Below are 13,976 nucleotides of genomic sequence, written 5' to 3' on the forward strand. Positions count from 1 at the left end.
AGGATACCATGCCCGACACCAACCCCGTGCCATCCACTGAACTCAAACCATGGCATGCGGTAGCGCCGCTTCTGGTGGATGTGGCCATGGGGCGCCGCCCGGCTGACCTGGTGGTGCGCAATGGTCGCTGGGTCAATGTGCATTCGGGTGAGGTGATTCCGACCACGGATATTGCAATTGTCGCAGGGCGTTTTGCCTATTGCGGACCGGATGCAAGCCACGCGATTGGCAAGAAAACCAAGGTGGTAGATGCCATGGGGCGCTATCTCGTGCCGGGGCTGTGCGACGCTCATATGCACGTGGAGAGCGGCATGGTGACGGTGACGGAGTTTTGCCGCGCCGTGATTCCACATGGTACGACCTCCATGTTTATCGATCCGCATGAAATAGCCAATGTTCTTGGCCTCGACGGTGTACGTCTGATGCACGACGAGGCCATGGCGCAGGCGATAAACGTGTTTGTGCAGATGCCGTCCTGCGTGCCTTCCGCGCCAGGGCTTGAAAATGCCGGAGCAGAACTCACCGCTGATGATGTGGCGGAAGCCATGGAATGGTCGAACATCATTGGCCTTGGCGAGGTGATGAACTTTCCCGGCGTAGCGGCGAATGATGCGACGATGACGGGGGCGATCGCTGCGACCGTGAAGGCCGGCAAGACGGTTGGCGGGCATTATGCCTCGCCGGACCTGGGTCTGCCGTTCCACGGCTATGTGGCCGGCGGGCCGGAGGACGACCATGAGGGCACACGTGCCGAGGATGCGATTGCGCGCGTGCGGCAGGGGATGAAGGCCATGCTGCGGCTGGGTTCTGCCTGGTATGACGTGGCAAGCCAGATCAAGGCGGTGACGGAGCAGGGGCTCGATCCACGCAATTTCATTCTGTGTACCGATGACAGTCACTCCGGCACCCTGGTCAATGACGGGCATATGGACCGTGTGGTGCGGCACGCCATTGCCCAGGGGCTGAAGCCGGTTACGGCGATCCAGATGGCTACGATCAACACGGCCGAGCATTTTCGTCTTGAACGCGAGCTGGGTTCCATTGCACCGGGACGGCGGGCGGATTTTCTCATCGTTTCGGACCTGGCAGAACTTGTCATCGACGATGTCTTCGCGCGTGGAGCGCGGCTGGCGCGGGGTGGCCGGCTGGAGGCGGATATCCCGGCCCATGATTATCCCGAAAAGGCGAAAAATACGGTACGGCTGGGCAAGAAGCTCGCGGCACAGGACTTTGACATTGCCGCGCCCGAAGGCGCGAACCATGTGCGGGCGCGGGTGATCGGTGTAATCGAGAACCAGGCGCCGACGCGGGCGCTCGAAGCCGAACTCAATGTCGAGGACGGCGTTGTCGCCATGGATCGGCGCAATGATGTCTGCCAGATCGCTCTGGTGGAGCGGCATCGTGGCACAGGGCAGGTGACGAACGGGTTCGTTTCGGGGTTCGGCTACATGGAAGATTGCGCCATGGCGTCGACAGTTGCGCATGATTCGCACCACATGCTCGTGGTGGGCACCAACAAGGAAGACATGGCGAAGGCGGCCAACAGGCTGGGTGAAGTCGGTGGTGGTGTGGTGCTCTTCTCAAAGGGACGCGAGCTTGCTCTGGTCGAGATGCCGATTGCCGGGCTGATGTCGGACGAGCGCGCCGAGGTGGTGGCGCAGAAGGCCGCGAAACTTACACGGGTCATGCGCGAGATGGGCTGCACGCTCAACAACGCCTATATGCAGCATTCGCTTCTGGCGCTGGTGGTGATCCCGGAACTCCGGATCTCCGATGCAGGGATTATCGACGTATCGAATTTCCGGAAGGTCGACCTCTTCCTGTGAACTCTCCGGTCAGCGTCGTCGGCCCTGACCGGTGGCGAGTTCGATCACGGACAGGGGGGTGGTGATCACAATGTCAGCTGCAGAACCGAAGGTCTGCCCAAGACCGCGCACCAGTCTTTCCATCTGGCCGACGACGACATCCTCATTCCCTTCGTTCAACTCTCCCTCGCTGGACAAACGCTCTCCCAGCAGGCGAACGAGCACCGGGTTCTCGGCAAACTTGGTGTGGTTGAGCCAGTCGCCGGACGAAACATTGGTGACGTCGATGACCGTCACGCCCAGAGAGGTCAGGTCTTCTGCGTTGCGGTAATCGCCGAGCCGGGGCTGATTGCCGGCGATGAAGCCGGACAGTGTGAGCGCCCGGTCGTTCTGGGAGGTCAGAACCGCAAAGGGCCGCTTCGGCACACCGTAGCGCCGCATCTGTCCCTTGAATACATCGATGTCAATGTCGGGAGAGGCGAGGATAACGTCGGCGAGACGCCCGCCGAGATCGCGATCCCCGGAAAGGGCTAGCTGACGCAGCGCCTCCATGGTCACCCAGCTGCCCATGGAGTGGGCCACGACATCGATGCGCCCGGCGCCGGCGCGCGCCAGGGTTCGCAAAGTCTCTTCCAGAGCGTCGCGGGCCGATGTGGCGCTGTTGCTGTCGTAGACATAATCGATCGTCCGGCCGGCTGATGGCCACGAAAACAGGATCGGCGTGCCGGCATATTCTGAATCGTGAAAGATCTGGGCGGCGCGATAGACGGCTTCGTCAAAGCCGGTGTTGTAGCCGTGGATGAACACCAGCGCGCGACCGCTATGCGCGGCGATATCGTCCCTGAGCGCTTTCTCGAAATCGCTTTCCCCTGCGAAGAGTATCGCGCGCTGAGCGGCAAAATATCGAGCTGGATCAGCAACGCGGGGATTTGGAGCGAGTTCCATCTTGCCGGTTTCATGAATGGCGGGAACCGTGATCTCAACTTTTGCAAAGGTCGGTTCCGGTGCGCGTCCGCCGGCAAAAATCTCGCCCGACTTCTCGGTTCGCATCCGATTGGTGGCGATGAAGATGCCATGGTTTCCGGCAATCTGATCAGCGCGTGCCGGTGCGATCGTTTCAGCGATCAGGCGGGAGGTGTGCGGATTGGCACAGCCCGCGATCAGGGAGAGCGACAGAAAAACGAACAGGCACTGGAATTTGCGGAACAGCATACAACAACAACCCTGCTCGAGCTTCGGGGACCACAGGTGTCTGGCCCCAGGTCTGTTTAAGAGGAAAGAGGCTTTGGATGAAAGACTATCTCTCCCAGAAAACCGGCGTGAAAATGACCAGAACCGCCAAAATTTCAAGCCGGCCCATGAGCATGGCAAAGGCAATGATCCATTTGGCCAGATCGGGAACCGGAGCGAAGCTGCCGGCAGGGCCGACGACCTGGCCGAGGCCAGGGCCGACATTGGTAAGCCCTGTGAGGGCGGCAGAAATGGCGGTAACGAAGTCCAGCCCTGTTGCTGCCAGGAGAAGGATGATGACGGCCCAGATCACCAGGAACGCCGACATGAACAGCACGACCGCGCGTTGCAGATCGTCATCCACGGGCCGGTCGCCATATCGGACGGTGACGATCGTGTTTGGATAGACGAAGCGGCGCAGACCGTTGGCCAGAAGCTTGAACAGGATCAGGAACCGATAGGCCTTGATGCCTCCGGTGGTCGAACCGGAGCAGCCGCCGAGGAACATGGCGACGAAAGCAGCCGCGACGGCAAAGGCCCCCCATTGCGAGTAGTCGTCGCTGGCATAGCCCGTGGTGGTGATAATCGAGACGAAATTGAACGCCGAATGGGTGAGGGCGTCGAAGAATGTATGGTCGTGGACAAGGCGCAGATAGATGGCGACGGCAAGGACAAATACAATCACGTAACCGGCGAAGACGCGGATCTGCGGATCGCGCAGCGCATCAAGCCTGCCACGAACAGCAAAAAGGATCAGGATCGAGAAGGGCAGCGCCGAAATGAACATGAAGAGGGTGCTGATCCAAAGGACCGCCGGATTGTCGGCGTAATAGCCCATGGATGCGTCATGGGTGGAGAAGCCTGCCGTGGCGATGGTTGTTAGCGCGTGGTTCACGGCATCGAACGCCCGCATGCCTGCCGCCGCATAAGCAATGGCGCAGGCGAGTGTGAGCAGCGAATAGATGCTGATAAGCCCCAGCCCGAATGTCGAAAACCGGTCGAAAGGCCGGTCTTCGATATCGGAGGATTCGATGCGGAAATACGAAACGCCGCCCACATTGAGGAACGGCAGCACGAACAGGCCCAGTGCGATAACGCCGAGGCCGCCGATCCATTGCAGGATGGAGCGCCAGATCAACAGCCCGGGCGGCATGCTGTCGAGCCCGACGATAACGGTGGCACCTGTCGCGGTTACGCCTGACACGGATTCGAAGAATGCATCGGCGACACTGAACTCCACCGAAGAGGCCAGCATCGGCACGGCTCCGGCGATGCAGGCCGTCATCCACAAAAGATTGACGACGAGAAACCCGAAGCGGGAGGAAATGGCCGGGGCACGGCCCTGAGTGGCAAGCGACACACCAATGGCAAGCCCGCCGGTGAAAAGTGCGGAAAACGCAAAAACCCGCCAGTCGTCATTGCCATAGTAAAGGTCGACGGCGGCCGGGATGAGCATGGCGGCCGAAAGATATATGGCAAAGACCGCCGCGATGTGGAGTGCGGCGCGTATGGCGAGATACTGCAAGGACTGAACCTCAGGCTGCTCATCAAAGCGTCTGTTGTTCGGGAAGCGATCCCCCTCCCTGGCGCGAGAGTGGCGTCCCGCGCCCCGATATGCAATAGCCCGTAGGACACAAGCACGGGATAGGCAAGAGAGCATGAGTGCAGCAGCGAGAGAGCACGAGTTCGTGAATGCGGTCGCGGAGGCGGCGGACGCGCTGCGCTCGCTTTTTGCCGAGACACCGCTTCAGGAGAACGACTATCTCTCCAAGAAAACCGGCGCCCGGGTTTTCCTGAAGCGTGAGGATCTGACGCCGGTTCGATCCTACAAAATACGCGGTGCGTTCAACTTTTTTCGCAAGGCGATGGCCCGCGGGGGCCAGGAGCGAATGTTCGTCTGTGCTTCGGCGGGCAATCATGCTCAGGGATTTGCCTATGTGTGCCGTCATTTCGGTTGCAAGGGCGTGGTTTTCATGCCGGTTACGACGCCTCAGCAGAAAATCGACAAAACGCGCATTTTTGGCGGAGAATTTGTTGAAATCCGGCTGATTGGCGATTTTTTCGATGATTGTTACCGCGCTGCGCTCGCGTTTGCACAGGAAAGCGGCGGGGCGATGGTGCCGCCATTCGATCACCCGGACATCATTGAGGGGCAGGCGACAGTCGGACGAGAGATCGCCGAGCAGATCCAGTCGTTCGACGGGGCGAATATGGGCGACAGCCTGGTGATCCTGCCCGTCGGTGGTGGCGGACTGGCCTCCGGAGTGACGCGTTATCTCACCGCGTGCGGGGAGGCGGGGTCTTTTGCTTTCGCTGAACCGGAAGGCGCGGCGAGCCTGCAGCAGGCGCTGGTGCAGGACCGGCCGGTGCGGCTCGACAAGGTGGACAATTTTGTCGACGGGGCTGCAGTCGCCGAAATCGGCATGACACCGTTTTCGCATCTCAAGGTATTTGATGCCGATGCCGTGCATCTGGTGCCGGAGAACCGACTGTGTGCGACGATGGTTGAAATGCTGAACATCGAGGGTGTGGTGCTGGAGCCGGCGGGAGCACTTGCGATCGATACGCTGAAGGATTTCGCGCCGCAGGAACTTGCCGGGCGTACCGTGATTGCGGTGGTGTCGGGCGGAAATTTTGATTTCGAGCGTCTGCCGGACGTGAAGGAACGGGCGCTCCGCTTCGACGGTCTGAAAAAGTACTTCATCTTTCGCTTCCCGCAGCGACCCGGCGCACTGCGCGATTTCCTTGATCTCCTGGGGCCGGAAGACGACATCACGCGGTTTGAGTATCTAAAAAAATCGGCGCGCAATTTCGGTTCAGTCCTGATCGGCATCGAGACCCGGAATCGCGCCAATTTTGATGTCCTAACCGGGCGCTTCGACGCCGCTGGCTGGGCTTATCAGGACATTACCGACAACGATACGATCGCGGGTCTGATCATCTGAGACCGAGGGCAAAGGGGCAGATCATTCCGTGCCGCTCGGACCCGGCTCCGTGAGGGCGATCTGGTTGCAAAGCACAAATTAACGATTGCACTTTGGCTGCGGATAGCCCATATGACGCCAAGACGCATGGGCTGGCGCTGCCGGCTTTCTAAAAAGACTGGTTGCGTCTGAAGCCACCGCCCGTGGGCGGGAGCTTAAGCCGGCACTGCCGGCGCGACAGCGCAGCCGCACGGGGCATCCCCGTCGTCTCGTCGTTCATTCAAACATTTATTCGGCAGGTTGCGCCCTGCCACATATCATTTGCGACGCTTCCGGGCGTCAGCATGGGAAAGATTGTAAATTGACCAATGACAACAATGCGAAACAGATCGGTTTCGCGGAACTGGGAATTTCAGGCTCACTGTTGAAGGCGGCTGAAGATGTGGGGTTTGTGACCCCCAAGCCGATCCAGGAGAAGGCCATTCCCGCAATGCTCGCAAAGCGCGACGTGCTGGGTATCGCGCAGACCGGATCCGGCAAGACAGCAGCCTTCTCGCTGCCCATTCTCTCGCAGATTATCGCACTTGGCTCCAAACGCGTTCGCAAAACCGCGCGGGCGCTGATCCTTTGTCCGACAAGGGAACTGGCAGTCCAGATCGACGAAGTGATACGCGAACTTTCCAGGCACGCGCATCTGGCGACAGCGCTGGTGCTGGGCGGGGTTTCCCGCAACAGCCAGGTGAAACGGCTCGCCCAGGGCGTCGACATTCTGGTGGCGACACCTGGCCGGCTGACTGACATCGTGCGGTCGGGCGAACTGTCGCTGGCCGAAACGCGGTGGCTGGTGCTCGACGAGGCCGATCGCATGCTGGATATGGGCTTCATCAATGATGTGCGGCGCATTGCGCGAGCAACACATCCGGCCCGCCAGACAGCTCTGTTCTCGGCGACCATGCCCAATGAAATCGAAGGGCTCGCAAAGAGCCTGCTCAATGATCCCCTGCGCGTTGAGATTGCAAAGCAGTCGACTACGGCCGGTGAGATCAAGCAGCATCTCGTGATGGCGCGGACGAAGCAGAAGCGCAAGATTCTCTCCGACATGCTGGCTGATGAAGCCATGCGTTCGGTGATCGTCTTTGCGCGTACCAAGCATGGGGCCGACCGCGTGACACGTGATCTGGAGCGCGATGGCTTCGAGGCTGCCGTTATTCACGGCAACAAATCTCAGAATGCGCGTCAGCGCGCGCTGAACGGGTTTCGGGACGGATCGGTGCGCATTCTTGTGGCGACCGATATCGCGGCGCGCGGGATTGACGTTCCGGGCATCAGCCATGTGGTGAATTTCGACCTGCCCGACCAGCCGGAAAGTTATGTACATCGCATCGGGCGCACAGGCCGCAATGGCGCTTCCGGCGAGGCGGTGACGCTGTGCGATCCCGCCGAGGCCGACAAGCTGAAGGCCGTGGAGAAGATTATCCGGATGCGACTGCCATTGAAGGCGGATTACACGTCGGAGCCTGATCCGATGCGCCAGCCTCCCGCCAACAACGCCGGTGAGCGCCGGACTGCGCCGAAACCGTCGAAGGGTGGCGAAAATCGCAGGCCGCAGCGGGCCGCCGCGAAACCGCAGCAACGCGCCGAACAAGGGCAGAACGAGGGCGAGAAGCCCGTACGCAGGCGGCGCAGAAACCGCAACAGGCGGCCTGGCGCGCGCGCCGCTTAGCTCTCGTTTCCATATGCACGATCTGGGCTGATCGGCCGATAGGCCGGTCTGGCCCAATTGTCGCCGATGGTCTGTTCGGCTAGGTCAGGACTGTCCGGGTTTCTGGCTCGCGCGGGAGGGAATGGCGAAACGATGATCGGTCTTGCGGCTTTGGCGATCGGGTATGTCCTGTCGCAATTCTACCGGTCGTTTCTGGCAGTCCTGACGCCGGCTTTGACAGCCGAGCTTGGCGCGACCAAGGCCGAGCTATCCATGGCGTCAGGTGCCTGGTTCGTCGTTTTCGCCCTGATGCAGTTCGTGGTCGGTGTGTCGCTCGATCGTTATGGCCCGCGTCGCACGGCAGCTTTTCTATTGACGGTTTGTGGCGGGGGCGGTGCGCTGATGTTTGCGCTCGCGCCGACGCCCGGCACGATCATTCTTGCCATGGCGCTCAACGGGGCAGGGTGCTCCGCCGTTCTGATGGCCTCCGTGTTCATCTTTGCAAAGTCCTTTTCGGCGGGACGGCTCACCATACTCATCTCCTGGCTGGTCGCCTTCGGGACGCTCGGCAATGTGGTGGGGTCCGCGCCCATGGCGGCCGCGGCAGAGGCTTTTGGCTGGCGGAGCGTCATGGGTGCGCTGGCATTCTTCACGATTCTAACCGGTATCGCGATTCATTTGCTCGTCCGGGATCCTGAGCCGGCAGATGGCGTCGAGCGGGCAACCGGGCTGGGGTTCAGGGGGTATCGCGAACTGCTCAGTCTTCGTGTGCTCTGGCCAATCCTGCCCCTTACCGCTCTGAACTATGCGCCGGCGGCGGGCATTCGTGGGCTTTGGGCTGGGCCTTATCTCTCCGATGTCTATAACGCAGACGCGCTGATGATCGGGCAAGCAACGCTTTTCATGGCGCTTGCAATGTCGGCTGGTGGTCTTGTTTACGGACCGCTGGATGTTTTTTTTCGCACACGCAAATGGGTCGCCGTGGGCGGAAACTTCATTGGTCTTGCCGCGATTGCTTTTCTGGCCATCACACCGGTGTCTTCCATTGCCACGACGACGACCGTTTTCGTGGTCATTGGCCTTTGCGGCGCGAGCTATGGCCTGTTGATGGCGCATGGCCGGGCGTTTGTGCCAGCTCATCTGACGGGGCGCGGGGTGACACTTTTGAATTTCTTTTCGGTGGGGGGCGCCGGAGTGATGCAGTTCCTCACCGGTGGCGTCGTGTCGGCATCCACCGTGCCGGGCAACCCGGTTGCAGCGTATCAGACCCTGTTCATTTTCTATGCGGCCCTGATCGCGCTTTCCCTGGCGGTTTACCTGGCTTGCAAAGACGCGCCGCCCGAGCTGGAAAGGGCGCACAACGGCTGAGGTCAGGTTCTGGCTCGGGTGCGTTTGCCTGTCTTCTTGCGCGGGCCGAGGGCGCGCTTGTTCCAGCCCGTCAGGCGATACATGACGAAAAAGATGAAAGAGGCTGGAAAGAGACGAAGCAGTTTCAACGGCCAGACCAGCCGCTTTGGGAAGGCGACTTCGTAACCACCCTGATGTATCCCCCTGTCGATGCGGCGGGCGGCCTCCGATGCGGTCAAAAGCGCCGGCATCGAAAAATTGGTCTTTTTGGTGAGCGGCGTGGCGACAAAACCCGGATTGATGATCTGGGTCCGGATGTTGAGCTTCTCGAAATCGTAGCGCAAACCTTCGACGAGATTGTTGAGGGCCGCCTTTGTCGATCCGTAAGCGGCGGCTGACGGCATGCCGAAGAATGACGTGACCGATCCCATGACGGCGATGTGTCCGAAGCCACGGTCACGCATACGGTCGGAGACCGGGATCAAGCCATTCAGTGTACCAAAAACATTGATCTGGTAGCTGCGCACGAAATTGGTGGTTTCCAGCCGATCTCCGCGCACGGGCAGATAGGTTCCCGCGTTGAAGACTGCCAGTGTTATTGGGCCGAGGTTTTTCTCGATCTGCGCAACGGTGCGTTCCATTCCCGCCTCGTTCATCACGTCGCAGGGAAAAACGAATATCCGCCCCTCAAGATGTTCTGCTTCACGAGTGATGGAGGAAAGGCCGTCTTCGGCGCGCGCAGTGGCCGCGACCGTGTACCCCCTGCCTGCAAGGCGCACTGCGAGCGCGCGTCCGATCCCGGTGCTCGCACCGGTGATCCACACCACTCCATCCTTTGGATTGGCCCGGTAAAGCGCCATCCCAATCCCCTCCAATTCTGGGGCAGGTTTATCGGGCGGTACGCATGTTGAAAAGCGCCTTGTGGAGAGTACACACTGAAATCGTTTTCGGAACCATGGAACAAGCGACAGCTTTGCGCGCTTTTGGCCCGTTGCGCAAAATCCCACCTTGCAACGCTGCCGCGGGCTTTCTAACCTCCGCAAAAATCGAAAGAGGATGCCATGAAAAACTCGGTTGTGGATGCCATAGGCAATACTCCGCTGATCCGCCTTAAGCGTGCCTCGGAGGAAACGGGCTGCGAGATTTTCGGCAAAGCCGAGTTCATGAATCCTGGCCAGTCGGTCAAGGACCGGGCAGGGCTCTTCATCATCCGCGATGCCGAGAAACGCGGGCTTCTTAAGCCGGGCGGTATCATCGTGGAAGGTACTGCGGGCAACACCGGCATTGGCCTGACAGTGGTGGCCAAGGCGTTGGGCTATCGCACGGTGATTGTCATCCCTGAAACCCAGAGCCAGGAGAAGAAAGATGCATTGCGGGTGCTGGGGGCGGAGCTGATCGAAGTTCCCGCGGTCCCCTACAAGAACCCGAACAATTATGTGAAGGTTTCGGGCCGCCTTGCAGAACAGATCGCGAAATCGGAGCCGAACGGTGCCATCTGGGCAAATCAGTTCGACAATGTGGCCAATCGCGAAGGCCATGTGCGTACAACCGCCGCAGAAATCTGGGAGCAGACGGGCGGGAAGATCGACGGTTTCGTTTCGGCCGTCGGAACCGGTGGAACCCTTGCCGGAGTGGCAGAAGGCCTGCGCAGCAAAAGCAGGGTTGTGAAGGTGGCATTGGCGGATCCGATGGGAGCGGCGCTCTTCAGCTACTACACTGCTGGAGAATTGAAATCCGAAGGCACTTCGATCACCGAAGGCATAGGCCAAGGGAGAATTACGGCGAATCTGGATGGATTTGCGCCCGATTTCTCTTTCCAGATCCCGGACGGCGAGGCGCTGCCGATCGTTTTTGACCTGGTACAGGAGGAGGGGCTGTGCCTTGGCGGGTCGACCGGGATCAATATTGCCGGCGCCATCCGGCTTGCGCGCGAACTGGGGCCGGGGCATCGCATTGTGACTATTCTCTGCGATTACGGAACGCGCTACCAGTCCAAGCTCTTCAATCCCTCATTCCTGCGTGAAAAGGGGCTGCCCGTACCTGACTGGATGGATCGATCTCCGGAGATCGACGTTCCGTTCGAGGAGGTTGCCTGATGGCGCAGACGGAGGCGCTTTTCCGAGACGATGCCTATATGCGCGAGGGCGCGGCGCGTGTCATCGGTATCAACGATCGCGGCGGAATTCTCCTGGACAGGACGATGTTTTACGCCACGTCTGGGGGGCAACCGGGCGATACCGGACGCTTTATCCGTGAGGATGGCTCGATTATCCAGATCGCTGCAACGGTGACGGGGGAGACAAACGATGAGATCGTCCACGTCCCTGCGGCGGAGCAGGTTTTACCCGAGATGGGCGAGACGTTGCAGCTTGCGATCGACTGGGAACGACGTTTCAAGTTGATGCGTATGCATACGGCCTGTCATCTCCTGAGCGTGATCTGCCCCTTTCCAATCACGGGGGCTTCGGTGAACGAAGCGGATTCGCGTGTGGATTTCGATCTCCCCGATGCGAGTGTCACCAAGGAGGAGGTCAGCGCCAGGTTGATGGATCTGGTGAACGGGGAGCACCCTGTCTTCACACGCTGGATCAGCGAGGAGGATCTGGAGGCCAATCCCAACCTCGTGAAATCGAAAAATGTTCGGCCGCCGCGGGGGACCGGCCGCATCAGGCTCGTCTGCATTGGCAATGAGGCGAGCATCGACAGCCAGCCATGCGGTGGAACGCATGTTGCGAACACCGCCGAAGTGGGGGAGATCCATATAGGAAAGATTGAAAAGAAGGGGCGGGAGAACCGCCGCTTCCGCATTCGTTTCGGCTCTCTGCCGGCGAACTGAGATTGCGAGGATCACATGAGTGAAACAAGCCGTTTTACCGTTTCATCCGCATGGCTGGAGGAACGTCTTGATCAACCCGGGCTCTCCATCGTCGATGCCTCCTGGTATTTGCCGACACAGGGGAGAAATGCGAAAGCGGAATATGAGGCCGGGCACATCCCGGGAGCCGTGTTCTTCGATCAGGACGCGGTGGTGGCTGCCGATTCTGATCTACCACATACGCTGCCGGATGCCGCAACCTTTCAGCGGCATGTGAGCGCCATGGGTATCTCCAAAACGGACACCATCGTTGTCTACGACGGGCCGGGTCTCTTTTCGGCGCCGCGTGTGTGGTGGATGTTCCGGGTCATGGGCGCACAGGACGTGCGGGTTCTCGATGGAGGGCTGGACGGCTGGCGCGCCGAGGGGCGTGTGCTTACCAACGAGCCAACCAAGATCGCTCCGTCCGTTTTCAACGCCGCACTGGATGAAACGCGTGTCGCCGATATCGATGCCGTGCGGACGATCGTTGAAGGCAGATCGGCGCAGATCGCCGACGCGCGACCGTCGGGGCGATTTACGGGCGAAGATCCAGAGCCGCGACCTGGCATGCGCTCCGGCCACATGCCAGGGGCACGCAACGTGCCTGCTTCCGCTCTTTCACGGGATGGCAGGCTTCTCGCGCCTCAAGAATTGCGGGGGCTGTTCGAGCAGGCAGGCATCGATCTCGATCGACCTGTGGTGACATCATGCGGCTCCGGCGTGACGGCTGCGGTGATTACGCTGGCGCTGGAAACGCTGGGACACACGAACAACCGACTTTATGACGGTTCCTGGAGTGAGTGGGGTAGTCGTGAAGACACTCCCGTCGTGACCGGGAAAGAAGGCTGAAAGACAGGCAACAACACGTTCATCCTGAATTCAGCAGTCTTGAACAATGATTGCCAGAACGGACGAACCTGTTTCCTGAAAGGAGCTTTCCATGTTGAATCGCCGTCAGATGCTTGGGACTGTCATTGCGGCAACCCTGTTGCCGGGGGCGGCCATGGCGCAATCCTCCATGCCATCGGCATCCCGCATCCAGCGCAGTCTGGAGGCCGCTCCGGCTCAGCGCGTACGTCCGCAGGACCGGGTCACGGTGCGCGAACTGAAGCGCCGGCCCGATCTGCGCCGCCGTGCGCCTTCCATTGATATTCAGGCGATCAATTTCGGCTTCGATTCGGCCGATATCCCATATTCGCAGTTCCGCAAGGTCGAAGAGATTGCCGACGCCCTGCATCGGTTGCGCCGCCGGCGGCCGGGAACGATTGTGCTTTTGGAAGGGCACACGGATGCGGTCGGGTCGTTCGGTTACAACCAGCAACTCTCCGAGCGCCGTGCTGCCTCCCTGCGCCGCGTATTGGTGCGCGAGTTCGGTGTGCCCGCGCGCATGCTGGAGACGGTCGGATACGGCGAAGAGTTTCTTCTGGTTCCAACGCCCAACGAGAACTGGCGCAACCGGCGCGTGACGCTGCGGCGGGTCGACGATTTCCTGCGCTGACAGACCTATCTGTTCCGTCGGTCGGTCCCTCCGGCTTGACTGGAATCGGGTGGAAACCTCCAGTCTTTGAAACAAACTGGTCTCCGTCATTTTGAGGGAGACCAGTCATGGGATTGATCAAATTCGTGGCCATGGATAGCGATGAGGCCAAGGCTTTTCGCAATGGCGCGCCCGATGCCTACGGGATGAAGCCGGAAAGGGGGATCTCGGGCGGAAACGGCATACCGTGTCGGCACTGCCTGCGTTCCGTGGCCGAGGGAAAGCCCTACCTCACCCTTGCTTACAGACCCTTTCCGCGGACCCAGCCCTTTGCCGAGACAGGGCCGATATTTCTTTGCGCGGAAGAGTGTGAACGGGCTCCCGACAGCGATGTGATGCCCGATCTGTTCCGCGCCCGCACTGAGTGGCTGCTCCGCGGCTACGGCCATGATGATCGGATTGTCTACGGAACGGGAGCGATAACGCCAAAACAGGATATCTGCACGCGAGCGCACGATCTTCTGAAACGCGAGGATATTGCCTATCTGCACATGCGATCGGCGCAATACAACTGCTATCAGGTGCGGATCGATCGAGCCTGACGCCAAGTATTTCGGATGCCGAGAAAAAAGGC

12 protein-coding genes are annotated in these 13,976 nt (G+C 60.1%); 9 read left to right on the top strand and 3 right to left on the bottom strand.

Going from position 1 to position 13,976, the window contains the following annotated elements:
• The first annotated feature begins 8 nt into the window (after nt 1–8).
• The gene (ade, locus tag P2W41_RS08495) at nt 9–1,826 is read left to right on the top strand and encodes an adenine deaminase (protein ID WP_404934848.1); all 1,818 of its coding nucleotides are present in this window, start codon (nt 9–11) and stop codon (nt 1,824–1,826) included.
• A 9-nt stretch (nt 1,827–1,835) separates the two neighbouring features.
• On the opposite strand, the gene P2W41_RS08500 is transcribed toward ade, so the two are convergent.
• Both P2W41_RS08500 and P2W41_RS08505 read right to left on the bottom strand, forming a co-directional pair.
• Nucleotides 1,836–3,017 carry an alpha/beta hydrolase gene (locus P2W41_RS08500; protein WP_292896195.1) on the bottom strand — a complete coding sequence of 394 codons (1,182 nt, stop codon included), beginning with the start codon at nt 3,015–3,017 and terminating at the stop codon, nt 1,836–1,838.
• Nucleotides 3,018–3,102: 85 nt separating this feature from the next.
• Entirely contained in the window at nt 3,103–4,560 is a 1,458-nt protein-coding gene (locus tag P2W41_RS08505) for a TrkH family potassium uptake protein (protein WP_292896193.1), read from the bottom strand.
• Between the two features lie 133 nt (nt 4,561–4,693).
• Between P2W41_RS08505 and ilvA the strand changes: the two genes are divergently transcribed.
• The 3 genes from ilvA (at nt 4,694) to P2W41_RS08520 (ending at nt 9,029) form a co-directional block, all read left to right on the top strand.
• Nucleotides 4,694–5,980, top strand: coding sequence for a threonine ammonia-lyase IlvA (gene ilvA / locus P2W41_RS08510; RefSeq protein WP_404934849.1), 1,287 nt, complete (start codon nt 4,694–4,696; stop codon nt 5,978–5,980).
• Nucleotides 5,981–6,320: 340 nt separating this feature from the next.
• Nucleotides 6,321–7,682, top strand: a complete 1,362-nt coding sequence (locus tag P2W41_RS08515; protein ID WP_404934850.1) for a DEAD/DEAH box helicase — start codon at nt 6,321–6,323, stop codon at nt 7,680–7,682.
• A 132-nt stretch (nt 7,683–7,814) separates the two neighbouring features.
• Nucleotides 7,815–9,029, top strand: a complete 1,215-nt coding sequence (locus P2W41_RS08520; protein ID WP_292896187.1) for an MFS transporter — start codon at nt 7,815–7,817, stop codon at nt 9,027–9,029.
• Nucleotides 9,030–9,031: 2 nt separating this feature from the next.
• Here P2W41_RS08520 and P2W41_RS08525 read toward each other — a convergent pair whose 3' ends face one another.
• Nucleotides 9,032–9,868 (bottom strand): SDR family NAD(P)-dependent oxidoreductase, encoded by an 837-nt coding sequence (locus P2W41_RS08525; protein WP_292896185.1) that lies wholly within the window; start codon nt 9,866–9,868, stop codon nt 9,032–9,034.
• Between the two features lie 201 nt (nt 9,869–10,069).
• On the opposite strand from P2W41_RS08525, the gene P2W41_RS08530 reads away from it, so the two are divergent.
• The 5 genes from P2W41_RS08530 to P2W41_RS08550 all read left to right on the top strand — a co-directional run bounded on the left by P2W41_RS08530 (nt 10,070) and on the right by P2W41_RS08550 (nt 13,944).
• Entirely contained in the window at nt 10,070–11,104 is a 1,035-nt protein-coding gene (locus P2W41_RS08530; protein WP_404934852.1) for a cysteine synthase A, read from the top strand.
• Entirely contained in the window at nt 11,104–11,844 is a 741-nt protein-coding gene (locus P2W41_RS08535) for an alanyl-tRNA editing protein (protein WP_404934853.1), read from the top strand. Before P2W41_RS08530 ends, P2W41_RS08535 begins: the two co-directional genes overlap by 1 nt.
• 15 nt (nt 11,845–11,859) lie before the next feature.
• Complete coding sequence (gene sseA, locus P2W41_RS08540) at nt 11,860–12,714, top strand: 3-mercaptopyruvate sulfurtransferase (RefSeq protein WP_404934854.1); 855 nt, start codon at nt 11,860–11,862, stop codon at nt 12,712–12,714.
• A 91-nt stretch (nt 12,715–12,805) separates the two neighbouring features.
• Nucleotides 12,806–13,363, top strand: coding sequence for an OmpA family protein (locus P2W41_RS08545; RefSeq protein ID WP_292896179.1), 558 nt, complete (start codon nt 12,806–12,808; stop codon nt 13,361–13,363).
• A gap of 107 nt (nt 13,364–13,470) precedes the next feature.
• Nucleotides 13,471–13,944, top strand: a complete 474-nt coding sequence (locus P2W41_RS08550) for a DUF1203 domain-containing protein (RefSeq protein ID WP_292896177.1) — start codon at nt 13,471–13,473, stop codon at nt 13,942–13,944.
• The last annotated feature ends 32 nt before the right edge of the window (nt 13,945–13,976 follow it).

Source organism: Nitratireductor sp. L15S-10 (assembly GCF_045011005.1).
Lineage (GTDB): Bacteria > Pseudomonadota > Alphaproteobacteria > Rhizobiales > Rhizobiaceae > Nitratireductor.

Bases quoted from the DNA above. Each gene is read 5' to 3' on its own strand.
- P2W41_RS08535 (WP_404934853.1), top strand. From the start codon at position 11,104: ATGGCGCAGACGGAGGCGCTTTTCCGAGACGATGCCTATATGCGCGAG.
- sseA (WP_404934854.1), top strand. From the start codon at position 11,860: ATGAGTGAAACAAGCCGTTTTACCGTTTCATCCGCATGGCTGGAGGAA.
- P2W41_RS08530 (WP_404934852.1), top strand. From the start codon at position 10,070: ATGAAAAACTCGGTTGTGGATGCCATAGGCAATACTCCGCTGATCCGC.
- ade (WP_404934848.1), top strand. From the start codon at position 9: ATGCCCGACACCAACCCCGTGCCATCCACTGAACTCAAACCATGGCAT.
- ilvA (WP_404934849.1), top strand. From the start codon at position 4,694: ATGAGTGCAGCAGCGAGAGAGCACGAGTTCGTGAATGCGGTCGCGGAG.
- P2W41_RS08550 (WP_292896177.1), top strand. From the start codon at position 13,471: ATGGGATTGATCAAATTCGTGGCCATGGATAGCGATGAGGCCAAGGCT.
- P2W41_RS08545 (WP_292896179.1), top strand. From the start codon at position 12,806: ATGTTGAATCGCCGTCAGATGCTTGGGACTGTCATTGCGGCAACCCTG.
- P2W41_RS08525 (WP_292896185.1), bottom strand. From the start codon at position 9,868: ATGGCGCTTTACCGGGCCAATCCAAAGGATGGAGTGGTGTGGATCACC.
- P2W41_RS08520 (WP_292896187.1), top strand. From the start codon at position 7,815: ATGATCGGTCTTGCGGCTTTGGCGATCGGGTATGTCCTGTCGCAATTC.
- P2W41_RS08500 (WP_292896195.1), bottom strand. From the start codon at position 3,017: ATGCTGTTCCGCAAATTCCAGTGCCTGTTCGTTTTTCTGTCGCTCTCC.